Source organism: Candidatus Delongbacteria bacterium (assembly GCA_020634015.1).
In the GTDB taxonomy this organism is placed as follows: Bacteria; CAIWAD01; CAIWAD01; order CAIWAD01; family CAIWAD01; genus JACKCN01.
Genome location: JACKCN010000003.1, coordinates 137,588 through 158,025, shown reverse-complemented (window position 1 = coordinate 158,025; position 20,438 = coordinate 137,588). Strand labels below are relative to the sequence as shown.

Here is a 20,438-nt window from a genome sequence, read left to right as displayed (position 1 = left end):
TCTCAACCAGCAGGTCCCAGCGCTGGAACCGCGAGCGATTCGCGGGGGATTTCCGCCATCTGCCACCATTTCCGCCATGGATTCAGCAGAAAACAGCGGGGATTGCCCGAAACCGTCCCACTCAGTGCCATTGGGTCAGGGTTCCGGGTGAGAATCAGTCCAGAGTTCGCCCCGCCGTGCCCGCGGATCTCTGCTTCTGCAACAGGGTCGCCGGCAGCTCGCGGTGGGGTGACATCGTCCTCAGCAGTTGCAGAAAGAGCTCATCCCAGCGGCCATCCCCCTCGAAGGCCTCGCGGTCCTGACCGTACCACCAGAACCAGTCGCTCCCCTCTGCCAGCAAGGTCGAAATCACGCGCCCTGCGGGTTGCTGGAACAGATCCTCCGCCCCCAGCAGAGGCAGCAGGTCAGCGGCCGGGGGAACGGGCCCCACCGCCGTGCACTCATCCAGCAGTTGCCAGGCCAGATTCTCTTCGGCCTCGCCGATCCAGGTGCGCAGGTCGCCGTCGATCCAGGACCCGGCGGCAAGCCCCGCGCGCAGGGCGGGCAAGGACAGGTCCAGAGCGGGGCCCATGGACTCAAGCCCCTGCACGTCCGAGGGCGCAAGAGTGCGGATCCGGCCCGCCAGATCGGGTGACGCCAGCAAGGCATAGAAGGTATCCAGGAACTGGTCCGCGTCCGGATCACGCTGGTAGAACTCCCAGGCGTTCTCACCGTCCAGCACCAGCACCAGGACACGGCCGGGAGCCTGACGCCCCCGTTCGAGCAGCCGGTTCACCAGATCCGTGGCCGCGGCGCGACCCGGATAGAGTCGATAGCGCCAGCCCAGGCTGCGCGAGAGGGCCGTCTCACGCAGCAGCACGTCCGGGGCGTCGGACACACGCAGGAAACCGCTCCCCGTACCGGGCAAATCGGCTGCAGGCATGTTGTCACCGGTAGCCGTCCAGCCCAGACCGGCCTGCCCCAGCAGCGCCAACGCACGGGGGTCCAGCGCGCCTTCGCCGGGCCACATGCCCAGCGGGTCACGTCCGGCAAGCGAACGGTACTGGGCCACCGCGAGCTCCACCTGACGGCGCGCGTACTCCGGTTGCTGCAGGTCTGGCAGTGTGTCCTCCGGCTGGCGCGCGGCGGCGCTGCGTGTGTCAAGCAGCAGAGGCAGAATGGGATGGGCGAAGGGAGTGGTGGCCAGTTCCACCTGGCGCACACCGGAGCCTGCCCCCATCAGGGCCGCGTGTTCGGGGATCACGGCCTCCAGAATCAGCCCCGTCTCGTAGGCCAGGCGGCGACGTGCGCCGGCATCCCAGGCGCGTGCGGTCCAGCGCCCATCGGGCAGAGGCTGCACAAGATCGCAGACCCGCAGTTCGTGTCCGGTGACCAGCGACACGGGGGCGCGCAGGAAGCGCGGATCCATCCAGGCCAGGTGATACAGCATCAGCAGTTCCTGCGCCTGCCCGCTGTTTGGCACGAGACCGGCACGCACCATGCTCGTCAGCTCATCCAGCCGGGGCCAGTGCGAGCGCAGTTCGCTGGAGAGACTCAGGCAACTCCAGTCGTCCTTCCAGAGCAGCCCGGCCTGCACCGGGTCCGTGGGATCCAGGCCGTCACGCAGCAGCAAGTCCAGCCATGGGTCGGTGCGCCCGGTCCAGCGCTCGCTGAAGGCGGTGTCCACCGTGCGCGTTCCGTGATCCAGAAACGGCACCAGCCGGTTCAGGTAATAGCGATCCAGCTGGAAGAGCAGGGTTCCCGAGAGACTGATGCCTGCCCGGACAGTTGGCTGGTCCTTCAGGCGCAGAGCCATGTCCAGATAGTCCTTGGTGGCATGCAGACGCAGCCATGGGCCCAGCAGGCAGTCGCTCCCCGGATCGCCCAGCCAGGGCTGATGCTGCTGCCAGAGGATCACCAGCGGGATTTCCTGTAGTACGGTTCGGACGTCCAGTGCCAGATCATCAGGCACGTCGGAACGCAACTCCAGCCGCCCGTCCCGGTTCAGCCAGAACACGGAATTGGGTTGGCCGGACTCGCTTGCACTGCGTGCGGGATTTTCCGGATCGGGCAGCCAGTTCCCGTCCACGATGAACTTGTACTCGTGCAGGCCGTGATCCAGGTACAGCGTGCCCACGAAGCGCTCGCCCTCTCTCTCAAGCAGTGCGGGACGGGCACCCCAGGCGCTGAACTCCCCCGCGAGCTGCACGACGCGTGCATGCGGAAATGGAGCGCTGAACCGGATGCTCCCGTCGGGCAGGGCTTCCACCGCGGCGATTGCATGCCCGGAAACACTCAGAACACAGGACAGGATCAACAATCTCATCACGACACTCCATGCTGGCGCTCCGGCACGGTTCCGGAACTGCCTCAGGCTACTGATTCGCATTCGATGAAGAAATGACCCCGACCGCGGGGTCCGATGAAAGAAAAGGCCCGCCCTGTTGCCAGAGCGGGCCTGAAATCAGCGAATGGCCAGAACTAGTTGTTCGCGGTCACCACGAAGCAGCGCTTGTTCAGCACCACGTTGTGGTTGTAGCTGGTGCTGGCGGTGGTGCCCAGCAGGTTCTCGGGGGCCGGCACGAAGAAGGGCTCGGCATCGCCATAGACATTGTAGCTGGTGGCACCGGGGACCGCATTCCAGCTCAGCATGACCTGGTTGGCACCGATGTAGCTGATGCTGATGCTGGGCGGGCACAGCCAGTTGTCCCAGGCGACGGTGGCCAGCACCTGATCGGTGTTGGCGTCGCTGATGGTGAACGGACGGTTGGCGACGTTGTCTTCCCAGTTCCAGTTCACGCCATCGGCGCTCATGTTGAACTTGTGCTCCCAGTCGAAGCCGGAGCCCGCCGGGTAGGTCAGGGTGATGTCATAGATGCCGTCGTTGTTCGCGTCGCTCAGCAGGTTCACACCGGGAGTCCAGTTGGCCAGCACGTCGCCGCCACCCGTGACACTCACTCCTCCCGCATAGGCGGAGGCGTCAAGGCAGTTCATGTCAATGCTGAAGGTCACGTTCACGGGCACGGTGGTCACCTGGGGCGGCTGGTAGTTGTCCCAGAACTGCACCGGCACGATGAAGGGAGCGGGCCAGGCGGATTCGTCAAGGAAGAGCGCACGGTTGCCCACGGACTCCCAGCCCCAGCTCACACCATCATTGCGGGTGAACTTGAACTCGATGTTGGTGGACGAGCCGGCCAGGAAGGTCAGACCCGTGGTGAAGGTATTGCCAGCCTGGGGAGTCATCGGGGTCGCGCCGGCATCCCAGGTCAGCGGAGCGGCACTGCCCTGAATGGACACACCACCGCTGTAGCTCGCGGGATCCTGGTAGCTCATGTCCACTTCGAAGATCACGGTCAGGTTGTGAGTCAGCTCGGTGGGCAGACCGGCGCATTCGTCGTCGTTCCACAGGTATTCGCCGGAATCGGAGGTGGATCCGGGAGCGATGTGGTACTCACGGTTGACGAAGGGTCCGCCGGGCAGGCTTTCCCAGTCGGCGTTGTTGCGGAACTTGAACTGGATGGTGGGGTCACTGCCGGCGGGCACGACCAGGTCGTAACACCAGATGCCGCCGCCATTGTCCACCAGATTTGTGAAGCCCCAGCTGTTGAACGGTCCGGCAACGCCCGGGTTGAGGGTGCCCTGGGGCAGGTTGCAGGTGTTCAGACACATGGTGTAGGTGAACTCTTCGGTGGTCAGCTGGCTCAGCAGGTACTGGGCCGGTGCGGCCGAGTCAAATCCTTCGGCGTAATAGTAGGTGTCATCGCTGGTGTCGTGGTACTCGATGTAGAAATCGACGAAGTTGCCGGCCATGGACACGCCCGGGATCACGCCGGCATACTCCTCGGACGGAGCGTAGCAGTCGGCCGTGTTCAGGGTCATCGCCACGCTGTCCCAGGCGCCGCCTTCGGGACGGAAGAACAGATTGGGCTCCAGATCGGTGCAACCGATCATGTCACAGGCACCCGTGCATCCGGTCTTGAGCACGCGCGAATACACCGTCAGATCCAGCCCGGCGGGCTGGGTGGACCCATTCAGGGGCCACTGCAGGTTGGCGGTTTCCACGGCGGCCAGGGCGGACCCGGCCAGCAACGCGGTCCCGATCAGGGAAACAAGTCCAGTTTTCATCACTTACTCCTGTCTTGGGTCAAAATGTGAGTGTATCTCACGGTTCTTGTATCTGAGGAGTGGGTCAGGGCCCCACACTGCGAACGAGATAGAACGCCGAGAACCCGCCGATGGGTTCCAGCAGAAATGCGTCCGTCGTTTCCTGCACCAGCTGCCAGCTGCCCGCCCAGGGAGCACTGGAACTGTACACACGATAGGCCAGGGCGCCGGGGACCGTGTCCCAGTCCAGTCGCACCTGAGTGGCACTGTGCAGCGATATGCTGACCACGGGTGGATCGGGCAGAATGCTCAGGCTGGTCCCGTTGGGAGCGACTCCCATGGCTGGCATGGCCTGACCCATGGTGGTTGAGTCGAAGACGAACCAGTCGGTGATGGTGATGTTGTTGCCCACCGGGTTGGCCGCGGGCCAGCTGCGGGTGGTCATCAGATTGTCTTCCTGGCTGGTGCTCAGGGCCAGGGCCAATTGGGTGGGCGAGCCCAGTTCGCTCCAGGGCAGGCGAATCTCGTTCATGATGTTGCCGCTCCAGCCTTCGAAGCTGGTGGCGCCGTGCTCGCCGTACTGCTGATAACTCCAGCTTCCGGCCCAGACATTCAGTTGCATGCTGTTGCCGCCGCCTTCGATGGACAGCTCGTATTCGGGCCGTCGATCCGGGCCGAAACCCACCCGGTTCCAGGCATTGCGCGGGGCGCCACTGCCGGCCACACCGTCGGTATCGATGTAGACGAAGAAGTCGCCAGTGGCCAGATTCAACCCATTGTAACCGATGTACAGGTACTGGCTGTCCCAGGTGATGAAGAGGCTGTCCGTGCTCTGCTCCATCCATTCGCTCCACTGGATGAAGTCATTGACTCCGTCCACCAGAATCGTATGTGGCGTGAGCCCGTCAGGCATGCTGAAACTGGCCGAATCGTGGGCGGGGTCCAGCAGGTTGCCGTTGAGGTCGGAGACTCCACTGGCGTGAATGGTGCCATTGCTGCCCGCCTGGAGGCCCGTGAGCCGAAGCGCCACCACCCGGGGGTCGGCCTGCACGGTGGCGGAAACCAGCCCCACCCCGCCCGGGAATCCGGAGAGCGTATATGAGGACAGCGAGGTGGCCGTTGTCGGGTCCACGGTTTCGTCGAAGAGCAGCAATGCCTTGTCGGGAGCCAGGAACGCGGCCTGGGGATCGAGGCGCGGCGGTGTCGCGTCCATGTTCTGGCTGGCCAGGCTGACCAGTTCGCTGACCGCCCCGTTCATGGCCGGCTCGCTGGTCGTGCCCGCATAGAACAGGTAACGGAAACGCCCGCTGCCGCGGATTTCGTCGCCGCGCACCAGCGTGCCCTGGAAATCCATCGAATGCAGGGCGCCGCCATTGCCCAGCACGAGCGCACCGGTCACTCCCGTATTGGGGTTGCGCTGCCCTGCGTACTCCGTGGACGGCCAACTGGCGCCCGGGTCCCAGATCCGGTCACTGGCTGCGCTCCAGAGCAGGTCGATGTAGTCCGGCGTGAATCCGTGCTGGATCCAGGTTTCCTGGGGCACGTCGTAATCCACGGTGATCCAGGGATTGCCCGGTTCCAGGCTGAAGGACTTGCTCAGCGCGCCCAGACTCAGTGTGATGCGCGAGAAGCTGGCCGAGGAACTGTCGATCTGGATCGAGTACGGATCGTTCTGGGTGTTGGGCGACACGTCGGAGAACGCGGCCACATGGTTGTTGCTGGCGCCGTCGTTGTAGTCGCCTTCGGTCTCCACCCAGTAGGCGCTGCAGCTGCCCACCACGGAGGCGTCGTAGTCCGGGCCCTTGCTGAAGATCCAGGGGGCGCGTCCGCCCGTGCTCTCGAACACGGCGAAGACCCGGTCGTTGTGCAGCACCACTTCATCGACCCCGTCCATGTCGATGTCACTGGTGTAGGCCGCGCAGGCATTGGCGTACTGGCCATCGACCCAGCGCGAGGCTTCGGCATAGACATTGGCGTTCTTGATGTGCGAGGCGTAACGATGGATCCAGCCGCTGATCTCGCTGCCGTCGTGCCAGCCGGTTTCGTAGAGGTTGGTCATCAGCACGTACCAGGCGGTCTCGGAGAGGTCGTTGGTGGGGCAGCTCATCAGGTTGTTCCAGGTGGCATTCCAGACCTGACCATAATTCCACTGGGGCTGGTGCTGGTCGCTGTGGGCAGGGCTTCCGGCCCAGTCACTGTACCAGGAGTTGTGTGTGCCCGGGCTCAGCCAGTCGCTGCCGTAGCCGCCGCGCCCGCCCAGCAGACCGTAGGTGCCATTCTGCAGGTTGATCGGGCCGCCCGTGTATCCGCCCATCGCCTGATCCAGTGTCACGGCATTGGCACTGCCGCCACTGCCCGCGACTTGCTGGGCGATCCAGATCATGTTCTCGAGAGCACTGGGGAACTGATCCTGGAAGCCAGCCACCTCGGCGGCCACCTCCCAGTCGGTGGCGTACAGCAGCAGTTCATCGGGCGAGCTGGTGATGATCTGGTTCCAGGCGGCGCCCGCGTCATGGTGGCAATTGCCGGTGAACGAGCCCGAGATGGGAATGATGTTCAGACTGCCCTGGCCGGGTGAGTCGATGGTGTAGATGTGCCGGTCGTTGGCCCAGTTGTTCTCGTAGTCGCAGTGCTCTTCCTGATCCAGCACCACTCCCCAGATGCCATGAGGCAGCCAGTTGTCGCCGATCCAGTCGATCACGTGGGGACTGGTGTCCGTGCCGTTGCCGTCGAAATCCTGGGGGCTCACCCAGACCCGCTCGGGCACCCAGGCCGTGTGCGGCACATAGCCGTAGCGCCAGGCGGTCATCTGGGTGTGGGTGTATACGGCCCAGTTGTTCATCGAGTCCTGCACGAAGGGCATGATGTGCTGGGCGTAGGCGCTGGCCACCAGCGCGGCCCAGCCTTCGCTGACACCGCGGGTGACCCAGTCGTTCCAGCCCTCGACGGCCCCGCCACCGGGGTAATACCACTCGGCGGCCGTCTGCAGGGGGCCGGCGATCTGCAGGTTCACCGGCAGGTTCAGCAGGTCATGCAGACCCAACAGCTCGTCGAAACCATTGTGGGTGCTGCCCGTGTTCAGGTAGTCGGCCCAGTGCTGCTCGTTGCTGCTGGGCTCGTTGCCCCAGAGCACATCGGTCCAGGTCAGCCCCTGGTTGCCGTGATGCAGAAAAGCCACGCTGTGGTCCGTGCGTTCGCCGTCGCGCAGGGAGATGCTGTCCAGCACGCGGCCCTCGCGCACGGTCTGGAGCACGGGGTTGTCCGCCTCCTTGAACAAGGCCCCTCGCAACCAGAGTTCCACCACGGCCGCGCCGGGCATGGATTGCAGGACCGCGGCAACGGGAGTGCCGCCCCTGGCATCGTCCAGTCGCGCATCGAGGCGCGTGGCACCCGGCACGTGAACCGCCGCAGTAGGTTGGATCACAAGCCGCTGTGCGCCCGCCACGATCTGCAGGCTGGTTCCGGCATCCCCGGCCCAGGGGGCGAGCGTGCCCAGACGGATCACGGTGCTGCCGTCGAGCCAGGCCAGACCCGCAAGCGTCAGGTCGGCGGCAGCCCGCTGGCAGTTGCCGGCGGGCGCCAGCGTGCATCCCGTGATCCGGGAATCGAATCCGGGCACGGGCGAGGTTCCCAGCAACTGCGGTGCGATGGTGGCTACACCGGCCGTACCGGCAGCAAGAGCGTAGGTCGCGAAGGACAGCAGGAAGAACGGCAGGTGCGACACATTCATGGACAGGAGAACCTCTTTCAACGACGGATGAATTCGAAACCAGCGATCAAGCCTGACAATACATGCAAAACTCCGACCAGTTGCGATGAGCCTTGGTTGTTGATTATCAAGGACTTGGACTGACATGCAAAAATGTTGTCATCCTCGTGGCTTCGGGGGTGAATTCGGGAAGATCGGTGGGGAAAATGTGGGGTCAATGCAGCGATTCCAGCCATTTTCGAGCAGAATCGGGGCGCACCCATTCTGGCGCGGAGGCGCACATGACGATTGCTTGACAGAGGTCAAATCGCGCGCTGTTCAGCCTGTAAAGGATCTGCACACCCTGCCCTTGTCACCCGGGGCAGCGCACGGACGAAAATCGGCCCCATGGTCCTCGCATGTGCGACGTCCATGGGGCCGGAGTTTCGTGACGACAAACAGAGTTCATCCCAGCCCGGGCCCGGGGGTCCGGGCCGCGCTCACTTCTTTCCTGAGCCGTAGGCGGGGCGCAATTCAAGCACGGCGGCGCTCCGGGGCCCCAGAACCAGTGGTCCCACCCCTTCCAGCCTGACACTGCCCGCAGACAGACGCAGGTCCATGCGCGCGGGCAGGTCCAGACTGAGTGTATCTCCCGGGGAACTGTTCAGTACCACGGCGATGCTGCCATCCTCGAGCACCCAGGCCAGAGTCTGGCCGTCGGCGGGCAGCAGCAGTCGGCGAGGTGCGGTGGCCAGTTCAGGATGTGCCACACGATAGCGGCAGAGTGCGGCCGTGTTCTCCAGCAGCACCCGGTTCAGATCGGCCAGCTCCCAGGGAATCCAGTTGGTTGGACTGTCCTTCTCGTAACTGTTGTGATCGATGCGTCCCGCCGTCTCACCCGCTTCGGGTCCGGGCGAGACCAGCTTGCTGCGTCCCAGTTCCTGACCACTGTGCAGCATCGGCAGGCCCGCGCTGGTGAGCAGGTGGAAGGCGGCCAGAGTCTGGATGGCCAGTTCGTCTTCATCGAGAGTCATGAACTCGAGTCGCTGGTCCCAGTCGACCACCGTGTGCTCATCGGCCTTGCCAAGCGCGATGCGCACCCAGTCGGAAAGTGTGTTGTCGTCGTGAGACTCCACATAGTTCACGGCCTGCAGCGGGTCGGAATTGAATCCGTCGGACTCGGTCGTGGAGCCCTGGATGCCGGCGCTCAAGCGTTCAGCGGAACTTTCTGGATGCAGGGAGCCGAAGATGAATCCTTGGGCCTCCTGAGGTGAGCGTCCCCGCAGGTCCACGCGGTAGATGTCGTTCCACCAGGCCCAGTCGAGCTTCGCGAACAGCTGCGGTTCGTACTCGCCGCCGCCCCAGGGTTCCGCCGTGTGGAACACATCGCGACTCGCGAGCAGTGTGTGGATCTGGCGCAGGGTCTCGTCGTCGATCATCGCGCCCAGGTCAAAGCGGAAGCCATCGATGCGATACTCGTCAATCCAGTGCTCGAGTGACTCCAGAATCATCCTGCGCGCCAGCGGGCGTTCGGTGCGAAAGTCGTTGCCGCAGCCGGAGGTGCCCGCGTAATCGCCATTGTTTTCCAGCCGAAACCAGTAACAGGGGTCCAGGCGCTTGAAGCAGTTCTCGTCGTACTGGGCCACATGGTTGTACACCACGTCCATCACCACGGCGATGCCCGCCCCATGCAGCGTGTCCACCACCTGTTTCAGCTCGCTGACCTGACGCCCGCTGACTCCGCTCCACTCACCGCGCACGTGGCTGGACTCGCTGGCGTACCAGGACTCCGGCGCGAAGAAGTAGCTGGTCATGTAGCCCCAGTGGTTGCGCTCCCAGGAGTTCCAGGTGTTGCGGATGAAGGTCTCGGGGCTGTCGTAATCCAGTTCGATGTTGCCAAAGTCCTGCAGGGGCAGAAACTCCACCGCCGTGATCCCCAGTCGCTTCAGGTGGTTCAGGCCACCCTTGCCCGCCGGGTCCAGAAATCCTTTGTACGATCCCGGCGAGGCCACTCCCGCGCTGGGATCGGCACTCAGGTCACGCAGGTGCGTTTCGTACAGGATCCACTGCTCGCGGGGCTTCACCTTCTCGCGGCCGTTCTTCCAGTGATACTTTGGCACACGCAGCAGAGTGCGACCCGTGTGTCCATAGGTATTCCGCGTGGCCACGGCGCGCGACCAGGGGTCGGCGAATTCCTGGTCCAGATCGGACCACTCGGCGACTCCCAGAGGCGCGCGCTGGCTCCAGGTCCAGGCGGATACGCCCTTGAGGTTCTTCGCCCGCGCGATCCAGGTGCCGTCGGGTTGAGGTTCGGCGTCCAGATGGCGCATGGGCTGCGGATCATCCGGGCTGGCATAAAGATTGACCCGGACCTGGCTGGCACGCGGTGAATAGAGCCTGAACTCACCACGGCGACCCTGCAGGGTGCAGCCCAGGCGTGCGTCTGGATCACAGTCGGGATAGATGCCTTCGGGCAGCACGGGCCAGCTGCGGCCATCGTCGAGCGTCAGCGTGTACTGGCTCTGCAGGCTGAAGAGCTGGCTGGACAGCATGGAGAAGCGCAGCTCGAGCATGCCGTCGACCGCACGTGCATTCAACAAGGACGGGTTCAGCTGCAGGGTGTCCAATTCGCCGTTGGCATTCCAGTGTACACCCACGATGCGCAAGCCGTCCAGTTCGTCGGCGGTCAGACTTCCCCCGTGTCGCACGGTGACCAGATCCGGCGCATCCAGCGTGACCCGGACCTGGGCGCACAGGGCGGAGGCCAGCAGCAATCCTGCCAGCAGGATCGATCCAATGCGTGTCATGGGGTCCTCTACTTCAGCAGGGTGATTTTCTGGGTGCGGATCTCGCCACCGGCGCGGGCATGCACGAAGTACACCCCACTGGCCAGACCATCGGCGCGCCAGCGCACCAGATGACGGCCAGCCGCCAGCTCACCATCGACGAGCAGGGCCACCTGCTGACCGGCGAGATTGTATACCGCAACCTGCACGGGGCCCGCCTGGGGCACCGCGAAGGGAATCACCGTGTCGGGATTGAACGGATTGGGCCAGGCCGGGTCCAGACTGAACTGGCTGACCGGCACCACCGGCTCGGCCACCTCGACCTGCACACTGTGATCGGCGATCAGCCAGATCCCGCCTTCGCGGGGCGCGAGGAACAGATCCACGTCCGTGGGAAGTCCGTTGGTGAATGGAATCACCGTGCCGTTCATCAGGTGTGTCGCGTACCAGATGCCGCTGTCCATGCCCCAGGCCACCGGGTCCAGCTCAATGCCCACGGTGCGCGAATTGTCGCTCTGGTTGAGGGCCACCAGTATCACACCCTCGGCCGCGGGATTCTCACCCACGCGGGCGTAGGAATAGACCTGACTGGGCGTGTCGTTCACGCGCTGGTCGACCCGGTTGGTGCGGAACTGAGGATACTCGTTGCGCAGCTCGCAAAGATGCTGGTAGAAGGGGCGCAGGTTCAGGGCGTCATTCCAGTTGATCAGCCCGCGCGGCGAGGTCTCGCCCACTTCCTGGCCCGAATAGATCAGGGGCACACCGGGGGCGGTCATGACCAGGGTGGCCGCCAAGCGCGAAGAGGCTTCACCCACCACGTTGATCAGGCGATCCTCGTCGTGATTCTCGAGAAAACGGAAGGCCAGCGCGTTGTCGGGCTGCCAGAAACCGAGGTTCGAAATCCGGTCCTGCATGGCGGAGGGGGTGACCGTGTCGAAACTCTGGATCACGCTGTGGAACAGATCCCAGTCATAAGCCAGGTTGAAGCGGTTGTTGTAGATCGTAAAGTCGTTGGCGCTGGCCTCCGCCAGCAGCAGCAGGTCGGGGCGCTTGCGACGGATCTCGCGACGCCATTCGTTCCAGTACTGGGCGTCACGCTCCATCGGCCCCCAGGCCACATCGCAGCGGTAGCCGTCCACGCCGCGCTCCTCGACCCAGTAGCGGCACATCTCGAAGATTTCGTGCTTGAGGTCGGCATTGCTCACGTTGAAGTTGGGCAGCGAATCCCAGTCGTAATAGTGAGCGGGCGTGCCGTCCACGTTCCAGTCGTAGTAACCCTTGTACTGGGTGTAGTTGCCGTGTTCCTGGGCTTCGCGCATCCAGGCATGGTCGATGCTGCTGTGATTGATCACCATGTCCAGCACGATGCGGATGCCCAGCGCGTGGGCGGCACTCACCAGCTCGTCAAAATCCTCCTGGGTGCCGTAATCCGCTTCGATCGCGTAGTAGTCGTTGATGGCATAGCCGTGATCGCTGGGGCCTTCGAAGATCGGCATCAGCCAGATGCAATTGGCGCCCAGATCGGCAATCTCCTGCAGGCGTGCGGTCAGTCCGTCCAGGTCCTGTGATGAGGAAAAGCTGCGCAGGTAGACTTCGTAGACGATGGCGTCCCGCACCCAGGTGGGGTAACCGGTTTCGCCCACGGGCAGAATGGCGCCGTTCTCCACCGCGAACTGACCGATCGCCCAGTCGCTGTGACCTTCGGCATCGTTCACCGTAAGACGCACACGATATTCGCCGGGTGTGGTGGGCAGGCTCTCGATGCGCGCGATGCTGCTGCCTGCATTGGTGAAGACCAGTTCTTCGGGGTTGCCCGCTTCGGCCGTCCAGCTCCAGCTGGAGATGTCCCCGTCCATGTCCATGGTATTGCCACCGTAGAGCCGGATGTATCCGTCGGCGTGCAGGCTCACGTCCACCACCGGGCGGGGGGCATGATTGCGCGCCAGCGTATACTCCATGAGCGCGCTGCTGCCCTGCTCGCCTTCTCCATCCACAGCGGTGGCCTGAAAGGTATTCAGCCCGTCCTCGAGGTTCAGCGAGGTGCTCCAGCTGTTGCCGTTGATGCTCAGGTCCAGGGTGGTCTGCCCCGACTCGGTGGTGTGGATCAGGCTGACCGTGCCCACTGCATTGGCGGTGACCGTGCCGGCGATGGTCTTGAAAGGCACCACCGTGCTGGCTCCGCGGGTGAGGATGTTGACCACCGGCCCCGGTGCTGCCATGTGGGGACCGACCTGCCCGGGCAGGATCGCGGCGAAGCCACGATCGGTGCCATCCAGGGTGCTGGTGCGCGCGATGTTGTTGTTGGCCAGAATCCGGTCTTCATTGAGCGCGTAACCCACGTTCATCAGGTCGTAGACGTCGCAGTCCCAGTTCTCGGCCAAGCCGCCCGTGGTGGGCGTGATCTCGAGCACGCCTCCTTCAATGGGCTGCACTCCGTCGAGCACCGTGTACGCGGCCAGATACCACTCTTCCTGCCAGCTTCCCAGATGCTCTTCGAGAATGTCCATGGGCAGGTTGGCGTACAGGGCGTTGCCTTCCTGCCACACATCGATCGCGGGGCCCGCCGTGAAGGGAGTGTGCGCCAGCACGAAACGGTTGTCCTCGGCTGGATTCAGGCTGGTCGATCCGGGTGCGACAAGAGTCACCAGCATACCGCCGGCAGCCCAGTCGGGCGTGCGCAGCTCCTCGGCAAGATGGTCCCCGCTCTTCGAAGCCTGGATGTCGGAGGTCAGCATCAGCACCACGCGGCTGTAGTCGTGTACCAGATCCAGCTCCACGCCCAGGCGCAAGGTGTCGCCGGTGGCGGCTTCCCAGAGATGCAGGGCCTGCAGGTCGGCGTAGCCGTCGAAGGGGGTGGGATAGTTCCAGACGCCGGGGCCGTCGTCGTCGTTGTCGGGATCCACGGCATGCCAGCCCTCGCTCCAGTAGCCCGCCGCGTACTCCACGTCGGTACGATCGCCTTCTTCATCTTCCAGACGGATGCGCAGGGTGTGACGCCCTTCTGTGTTGAGGTCAAGGTCCACTGAGAGAGTGTTGGCCAGCACCGTGTAATCCATGGTGGCATCGCCGTCCAGCTCCACCTCGACGGTTTCCCAGTCGATGGGAGCGCCCGTGTCGGGATCGCGGAAGCTGGCCGTCAGAGCAAGTGTCTGGGGGACGCTCACGACCAGATTGTCGGGCTGGTCGAAACCGATGAACACGGGATCCGTGGACGGGACCAGTTCGAGCACTGAATTGTTGTTGTCGTTGGAGTTCTGCACAGGATTGTCCGGGTCCCAGGTCCAGCCCCCCGTGTTGACCACGAATTTGTACTGGTGGAACCCTTCGGGAATCACCTTGTCCAGGATCCAGGTGCCGGCCGGGCCGGGCAGCATGTTGTCCGCGGAGGAACTCCAGTTGTTGAAGGTACCTGCCAGATGCACCTGGGTGATGCTGGCGTCCCCCGAATAGAATTCGCTGGCGGGATCGAAGATGAAACGATGCCAGACATCGGCGAAGACCGGAGGATCACCGAAGTACACATTCCAGTTCAGGTTGGCGTTGCTGTCCCAGTTGGTGCCGTCGGTGACCACGAAATGGATGGACGTGATGGCCACCGTGGGACTGATCTGCACGGAAAAGACACCGTTCCCCTGGGAAATCATGGGCGTGCGGGCGGCGATGCCATCCACCCACACTGTGGTGCCGGCGGGCCAGATGTTGGAAGGCGGTGTCTCCCAACCTCCTGGGCCGGTTTCGTTGACACCCCAGTGCAGAATCAGATTGCTGGCACCATTGGGCAGGGCTCCGGCCACCGCGTCGTAATAGATGGTGACCGCATCGCCCAGTTCGGGTTCGGCGGGCGTCCACCAGGCGCTCTGGGCTTGCGCCAGCACGGAGACCAGCAGCGACATGATGAGAGTCGAAAAGGTTTTCATGATGGATCCTGTTCAAAGGGAGTGACAGTGGGAACCCCCGGAACGGGCCCGCCTGACGTAGTTTTCCAGCGCGCCACAATAATAAAGAGTGCAGTACAAGGGTCAGACGAATGTCTGACGCTGGGCGGTTTCTTGCCCGAAGGGGTCCCACTTGCCACAAATGATTGATTCTGAAGAAATTGAATCCCTGAATCAGCCATGCCCGATTTCACGTTCACGCAGCGTGCAGCAGACGGGCTTCCGTCACGCTGTTTGCGCCCCCCATTTGCCGCAACACGACGCCACCAGTCGCAAACATCGCGCCGGCGCTCGCTGCTGACGCACCCATTCGGCTGCTGGCCGAACCGTGCCTGACTCACAGGACATGCCCAGAAGGGCGGCCCTTGCCGCCTGACGCTGACTCCCCGTGGTACGCAAAACAGCTTGCCTCCCCCGACCATCGCGCACGGCTTGACATGGATCAAGCGGACGCTTGACATTGGGCAAAATTGTAGACAAAAAGTTCGATGCATCACAAAAATCCCCTTGAGACTGTTGGAGAATCAAGGACTGGATTGGTACTCTATCGCCGTCGCGATTCCGTGTTCACATTCCGAACACCATTCCGGAGGTCCGCATGACCATTCCGTCACGGGTCACATCCCGGCCCGGCACCGATCGGGGTTGGGCAACCCGACACAGTCTGGCCCTGGTGGCGGCCACGGGCATTCTGCTTGGCCTGGGCGCCTTCACCTTTCGCTACGGGGAGGGGCTCTCCTACTTCAGCAGCGACCCGGCCGCCTGCGTGAACTGCCACATCATGCAACCACAGTACTCATCCTGGCAGAAGGCCAGCCATCACACCTCCGCGGTCTGTGTCGACTGCCACCTGCCGGTTTCCCTGATCCCCAAGCTGCTGGCCAAGGCATCCAACGGCTGGCATCATTCCAAGGGCTTCACCCTGCAGGATTTTCACGAACCGATCATGATCAAGCCCGGCAACAGCCGCATCCTTCAGGAGAACTGCCTGCGCTGCCATGGTGACATGGTGCACGCCATGGCCCCCGGCATGGCGCTGGAACCCGATGCGGTCAGTTGTGTGCATTGCCATGCGTCCGTGGGACATGGCGAGACGACAGGCCTTGGCGGACCCGAACGCAATGATTTCAGTGAAAGGATGATCCCGTGAGTACCCAACATGGAACACACGACCGCCCCCGCAAGAGTCCCTGGGGCTTTCTCCTGTTGTTGGTTGCCATTGCCGGTATCACGGCCATGGTGACGATGGTTCTGGTCTCGATCTTCGAGCGCAAATCCGAAGCCCGCAGCCCGTGGGTGCGCCTGACCGAGGTGGGCGAGAACGACACCGATCCGGCCAAGTGGGGCATCAACTGGCCCCAGCAGTATGACTCCTACCTGCGCACCGCCACATCCACCAGAACCCGCTTCGGCGGACACGGGGGCAGCGAGGCCATGCCCGCGGAGAAGATCGAACGCGACCCCTGGCTCAAACGCATGTTTCTGGGCTATGCCTTCTCGATCGATTACCGGGATCGTCGCGGACACGCCTACATGCTCAGCGATCAGGAATCGACCGAGCGCCTCTCGAAACCGCAGACCGGGTCCTGCCTGCACTGCCACGCCTCGATCATGCCGCTCTACCGCGAACTGGGCGATGGCGATGCCATGAAGGGTTTCGAGGAATCCTACAAGCTGTCCTACCAGGAGATGAATCAGAAGCTGCACGATGGCGGCAATGCCCACCCCGTCTCCTGCGTGGATTGCCACGATCCCGAGAGCATGCGTCTGCGCGTGACACGCCCCGGGTTCATCAATGGCATCCAGGCCCTTGCAGGTTCCGATGCACCCCTGCCGATGATGCCCTCGGTCGAACGCTGGCGCGCCGGCGATCGCAGCGTGCCCTATGACCCCAACACCGAAGCCAGCCGCTCGGAGATGCGCTCCTTCGTCTGCGGGCAGTGTCATGTGGAGTATTACTGCTCAAGCAAGATGCCGCTTGAGTTCCCCTGGAGTCAGGGTTTGAAGGTCGAAAATGCCGAAGCCCACTGGGACGCCACCACATTCGATGACGGCAAGCGTTTCTTCGACTACAAACACAAGGAGACCGGTGCTGAAATCCTGAAAGCCCAGCATCCCGAGTTCGAACTCTGGAGTCAGGGCATCCATGCCCGATCCGGAGTCTCCTGCGCCGATTGCCACATGCCCTACATGCGTGAAGGCGCCAGCAAGGTGTCGGACCATTGGGTGCGCAGCCCCCTGCTGAACGTGAATCGGGCCTGCCAGACCTGCCACCACTTCCCCGAAGAGGAACTGAAAGCCCGGGTGGACCAGATCCAGGATCGCAATCATCGCCTGCTCCAGAGTGGCGGCGATGCCCTGATGGACCTGCTGGATGCCATCCAGGCCGCCAAGATCGCGGGAGTGGACAGTCTGGCCCTGCAGCCCGCGCGTGAATTCCAGCGTCAGGCTCAGTGGCGTCTGGATTACATTGCCGCCGAGAATTCCATGGGCTTCCATGCCCCCCAGGAAGCGGCACGCATCCTGGGCGAAGCGATGAATCTGGCGCGCCAGGGACAGGTCGCCGCACTGGAGCTGACCCAGCTTCCGTAACACGTGGAGTGACGCATCGTTCACAATGGCCGGTATCCTGCGGGATGCCGGCCATTTCATGGAATGTGGCCCCGTTCCGGAATCCTTGCCCACGCCGGGCACGGGCCGGGCCAAAGTCCTACCTTGGGCGGTGATCCAACGGGCGGGTGCTGGGTGCACCCGCTGATTCACCGGGATCTCTTGATGATCCCCCAGCCGCCGGACAAGCCCATGGCCTTTCAACCCCCCTTCTACCGCTGGCGCCCGCATCCCTGGCACGGACTGGAACCGGGACCCGAGTGCCCGGAAATCGTGAACGCCTTCATTGAACTGACACCCTTCGACCTGGTGAAGTACGAAGTGGACAAGGTCACCGGCTATCTGCGTGTCGATCGGCCCCAGCGGACCTCCTCGGTCGCCCCCGCGCTCTACGGATTCATTCCGCGCACCTATTGCGGACGCCGGGTGCAGGCGCTCAGCCCCGGTTCGGCCAAGGGGGACGGAGATCCTTTGGACATCTGCGTGCTCAGCGAACGCCCCATCACCAAGTGCGAGATGATCGTCAGTGCGCGGGTGGTCGGCGGTCTCCAGATGATCGACCACGGCGAGGCCGACGACAAGATCATAGCCGTCCTGGCCAACGACAACATCTGGGGCAATGCTCGCGACATCGGCGATCTGCCCGGTGCGCTGGTGGAGCGTCTGCGCCACTATTTCAGCACATACAAGCTGATCCACGGCGAAGAGCCGCGCACCGTGATCAACGGCATCTACGACCGCGAGCAGGCCACCCACGTGATCCAGGCATCCATCGCCGACTACAAGGAAGAGTTCGGCGATTGAGTGATGCATGCGTGATCCGCGCAAGGGAGTGCCCCTGTCGGGAGGTGGTGGAATGGATCGTCTGAGCTGGCAACTGCCATCCGTGCTGCGCTGGGTGGTGGGTTTCCTGGCGGGCATTTTCATTCTGTGCGCGCTGGCCATCGCCATCACACGGTCGGCCTGGCCGGCTGAACTGGAGTGGATGGAAGGCGGCTCGCTGGCCCAGGTCCAGCGCCTGCAGACCGGTCAGGAGCTGTACACGGCGCCCACCGTGGAGTTCACTCCGTTCCTCTATACTCCACTGTACTTCGAGATCGCCGCCTGGCTGCCGGTGAACCCCTCCTCCCCGTTCCTCCCCATGCGCGTGCTTTCCACGGTGGCCTGGCTGATCAGCCTGGGGCTGATCGCCCAGCTGGTCTTCCGTCGCACGGCCAGTGGTTGGTGGAGTGTGGTTGGCGCCGGTCTGTATGCCGCTTGTTTCGAACTTGGGGGGGCGTGGTTCGATCTGGCACGCGTGGATTCGCTGGCTCTGATGTTCCTGCTGGCGGCATGGATGGCTCTGGAACCGCGCAGCGACGGGCAGGCGACTCCGTGGTGGAGTCATCTGTTGGGTGCCCTGTTCTGCCTGGCGGCATTTCTGACCAAACAAAGCGCGCTGGTGGTGCTGTTGCCGATGGTGCTGTACACGCTGCTCTTCGGGCGGGGGTTGCGGCGCTGGCTTTTCCCGGGGCTGTCCCTGGTGGGGCTCAGTCTGCTGGTGGTGTGGCTGAATCACGTCAGCTCGGGATGGTTCAATTACTACGTCTTCGAACTGCCGGCCGGCCATGGGATCGAACTGTCGGCTCTGGCGGGATTCTGGCGCTTCGATCTGGTGGGGCCACTGCCCATTCTTGCTCTGGCCGTGTGTTTTCTGGCCGTGCAATGGCTGTATGCGCGTCGCGACCGGGAACTGGTCTGGCTGCTGGCTCTGGCCCTGGGATTCGTGGGCAGTGCCTGGTTGGGACGCCTGCACAGCGGGGGCTATCTGAATGTCCTGCTGCCCGCGTTCGCCTTTCTGGCGGTCTGGGGAGTCCGCAGTCTGCACCTGCTGCTTGAACCGGCCTTTGACGATCCCTGGACGGCCTTTCGTGTGCTGCCCTCAGAAGGCAGCGAGAACCTGCGGCACAGTCTTGTTCTGCTGGCCTGTCTGCTGCAGCTGGCTCTGCTGGTGTACGACCCGACGGATCACATACCCCGCCAGGCGGACCTGCAGGCCACCCGGAAACTTCAGAGCTGGATCGCGGCCCAACCGGGCGAGGTCTGGGTGCCCGCCCATGCCTGGCTGGCCAGCACGGCCGGCAAGCCGACAGCCGCACACGAAATGGCCCTGCTGGATGTGTTGCGCGGGCCCCAGGGTGATGCTCGCCGCTCACTGGAACGAGCACTCAAGCGGGATCTGGAGAATGGGCGTTGGTCGGCCGTGATCCTGGACCGCCCCTGGTTGGAAGAATTCCTGCAGCCCGGCTACCGGCCAGGCCCGCCCCCCTATGACACTCCGGATCTGGGCTGGCCGCTCACCGGCATGCGGACTCGCCCCCAGGAGATCTGGCTGCGCAAATGACACGGGGAGGCCAGCTGGCCTCCCCGTTTGATTGCCTTGCATTTCGTGTTGTGGATCAGTTCCCGGCGGGCTCGTCGCTTTCCACCTGGACGCCGATCTCGACTCTGGCCTTGGCACCGTCTTCAGCGGGCATCCGGGTGATGGAAATGCTGGCGTCGTCGGGGTTCACCCCATCCGCCTCGAGCTGCTGCCTGACGATGGCGCGAATCTGCTCGTCGCTCATCTCACCATTGATGTCGCTGAATCCACCATCGGACAGCCGCACCCGCATGCGACTCTCGGTCGCGTTGCCGTCACCGTCGACGGTGGCATCCTCATCCAGGGCGATGAACACCTGTCCACCTTCGGCTCCCAGACCTTCCAGGTCATCGGCATCCACCTGGACTTCCAGGTGCTGGCTGTCTGGATCCCGTGTGATCATCACGCTTCCGGGGAAGCCCTGCTCACCCAGCTGGCCATTGATCGCGGCGTTGATCTCTTCGTCACTCATGCCCGTGGTATTGACATGCACTTCGAACATGGTGTTGAGCATCTGGCCGAACATGCTGCGTGATACCGTCTCGACAAGCGCCTTGGACTGCAGGTCCAGCACCCCGGGCAGCTCGCTGAAGTGCAGTTCGGCATCGTCTCCCGCGGACAGCAGGTCCGCCAGAACGATGGTCTCGCCATTCTCCTGTTCCCAGACCTTCAGTTCGCCCACCTGCCAGTTGCCCGAACGCAGGTCCTCGAGCACGGGTCCGGAATCGCTGGTGCGAATCACGAACTGTCGCCCGGTTTCCTCTTCCACTTCCATCGGCACGCTGCAGGCGGCCACCAGGGCCAGCAGACTGATTGCCACGAGTGTCTTCAGATTCATCAGTTTCCGTGTTGCCATGGTTCGCCATCCTCTCGCTGAGTGTGTGCTGCCGGAATGGATCGCCTGTTCTGCCCGCTCCACCCGGACGCGCATCACC

The 20,438-nt window shown here is 63.5% G+C and carries 10 protein-coding genes; 4 read left to right on the top strand and 6 right to left on the bottom strand.

Annotation, left to right across the window (positions count from 1 at the left end):
* Positions 1-154: 154 nt before the first annotated feature.
* From H6678_07370 to H6678_07350, 5 genes are all read right to left on the bottom strand, one after another.
* Positions 155-2,305, bottom strand: a complete 2,151-nt coding sequence (locus H6678_07370; GenBank protein ID MCB9473613.1) for a hypothetical protein — start codon at positions 2,303-2,305, stop codon at positions 155-157.
* A gap of 155 nt (positions 2,306-2,460) precedes the next feature.
* A complete protein-coding gene (locus H6678_07365; GenBank protein MCB9473612.1) occupies positions 2,461-4,104 on the bottom strand; it encodes a hypothetical protein in 1,644 nt (547 codons plus the stop codon).
* Positions 4,105-4,168: 64 nt separating this feature from the next.
* Positions 4,169-7,813, bottom strand: coding sequence for a hypothetical protein (locus H6678_07360; protein ID MCB9473611.1), 3,645 nt, complete (start codon positions 7,811-7,813; stop codon positions 4,169-4,171).
* A 458-nt stretch (positions 7,814-8,271) separates the two neighbouring features.
* Positions 8,272-10,578, bottom strand: coding sequence for a hypothetical protein (locus H6678_07355; GenBank protein ID MCB9473610.1), 2,307 nt, complete (start codon positions 10,576-10,578; stop codon positions 8,272-8,274).
* A gap of 8 nt (positions 10,579-10,586) precedes the next feature.
* Positions 10,587-14,474, bottom strand: coding sequence for a T9SS type A sorting domain-containing protein (locus H6678_07350; GenBank protein ID MCB9473609.1), 3,888 nt, complete (start codon positions 14,472-14,474; stop codon positions 10,587-10,589).
* A 616-nt stretch (positions 14,475-15,090) separates the two neighbouring features.
* Between H6678_07350 and nrfH the strand changes: the two genes are divergently transcribed.
* The 4 genes from nrfH (at position 15,091) to H6678_07330 (ending at position 19,485) form a co-directional block, all read left to right on the top strand.
* The gene (nrfH, locus tag H6678_07345) at positions 15,091-15,642 is read left to right on the top strand and encodes a cytochrome c nitrite reductase small subunit (GenBank protein MCB9473608.1); all 552 of its coding nucleotides are present in this window, start codon (positions 15,091-15,093) and stop codon (positions 15,640-15,642) included.
* A gap of 86 nt (positions 15,643-15,728) precedes the next feature.
* A complete protein-coding gene (locus H6678_07340; GenBank protein ID MCB9473607.1) occupies positions 15,729-17,084 on the top strand; it encodes an ammonia-forming cytochrome c nitrite reductase subunit c552 in 1,356 nt (451 codons plus the stop codon).
* 210 nt (positions 17,085-17,294) lie between these two features.
* Positions 17,295-17,906: an inorganic pyrophosphatase gene (locus tag H6678_07335; protein ID MCB9473606.1), complete on the top strand. Its 612-nt coding sequence runs from the start codon at positions 17,295-17,297 to the stop codon at positions 17,904-17,906.
* A 7-nt stretch (positions 17,907-17,913) separates the two neighbouring features.
* Entirely contained in the window at positions 17,914-19,485 is a 1,572-nt protein-coding gene (locus H6678_07330; protein ID MCB9473605.1) for a hypothetical protein, read from the top strand.
* Positions 19,486-19,540: 55 nt separating this feature from the next.
* Here the strand turns inward: H6678_07330 and H6678_07325 are convergent, their stop codons facing one another.
* Complete coding sequence (locus H6678_07325) at positions 19,541-20,341, bottom strand: hypothetical protein (protein ID MCB9473604.1); 801 nt, start codon at positions 20,339-20,341, stop codon at positions 19,541-19,543.
* Positions 20,342-20,438 lie beyond the last annotated feature (97 nt).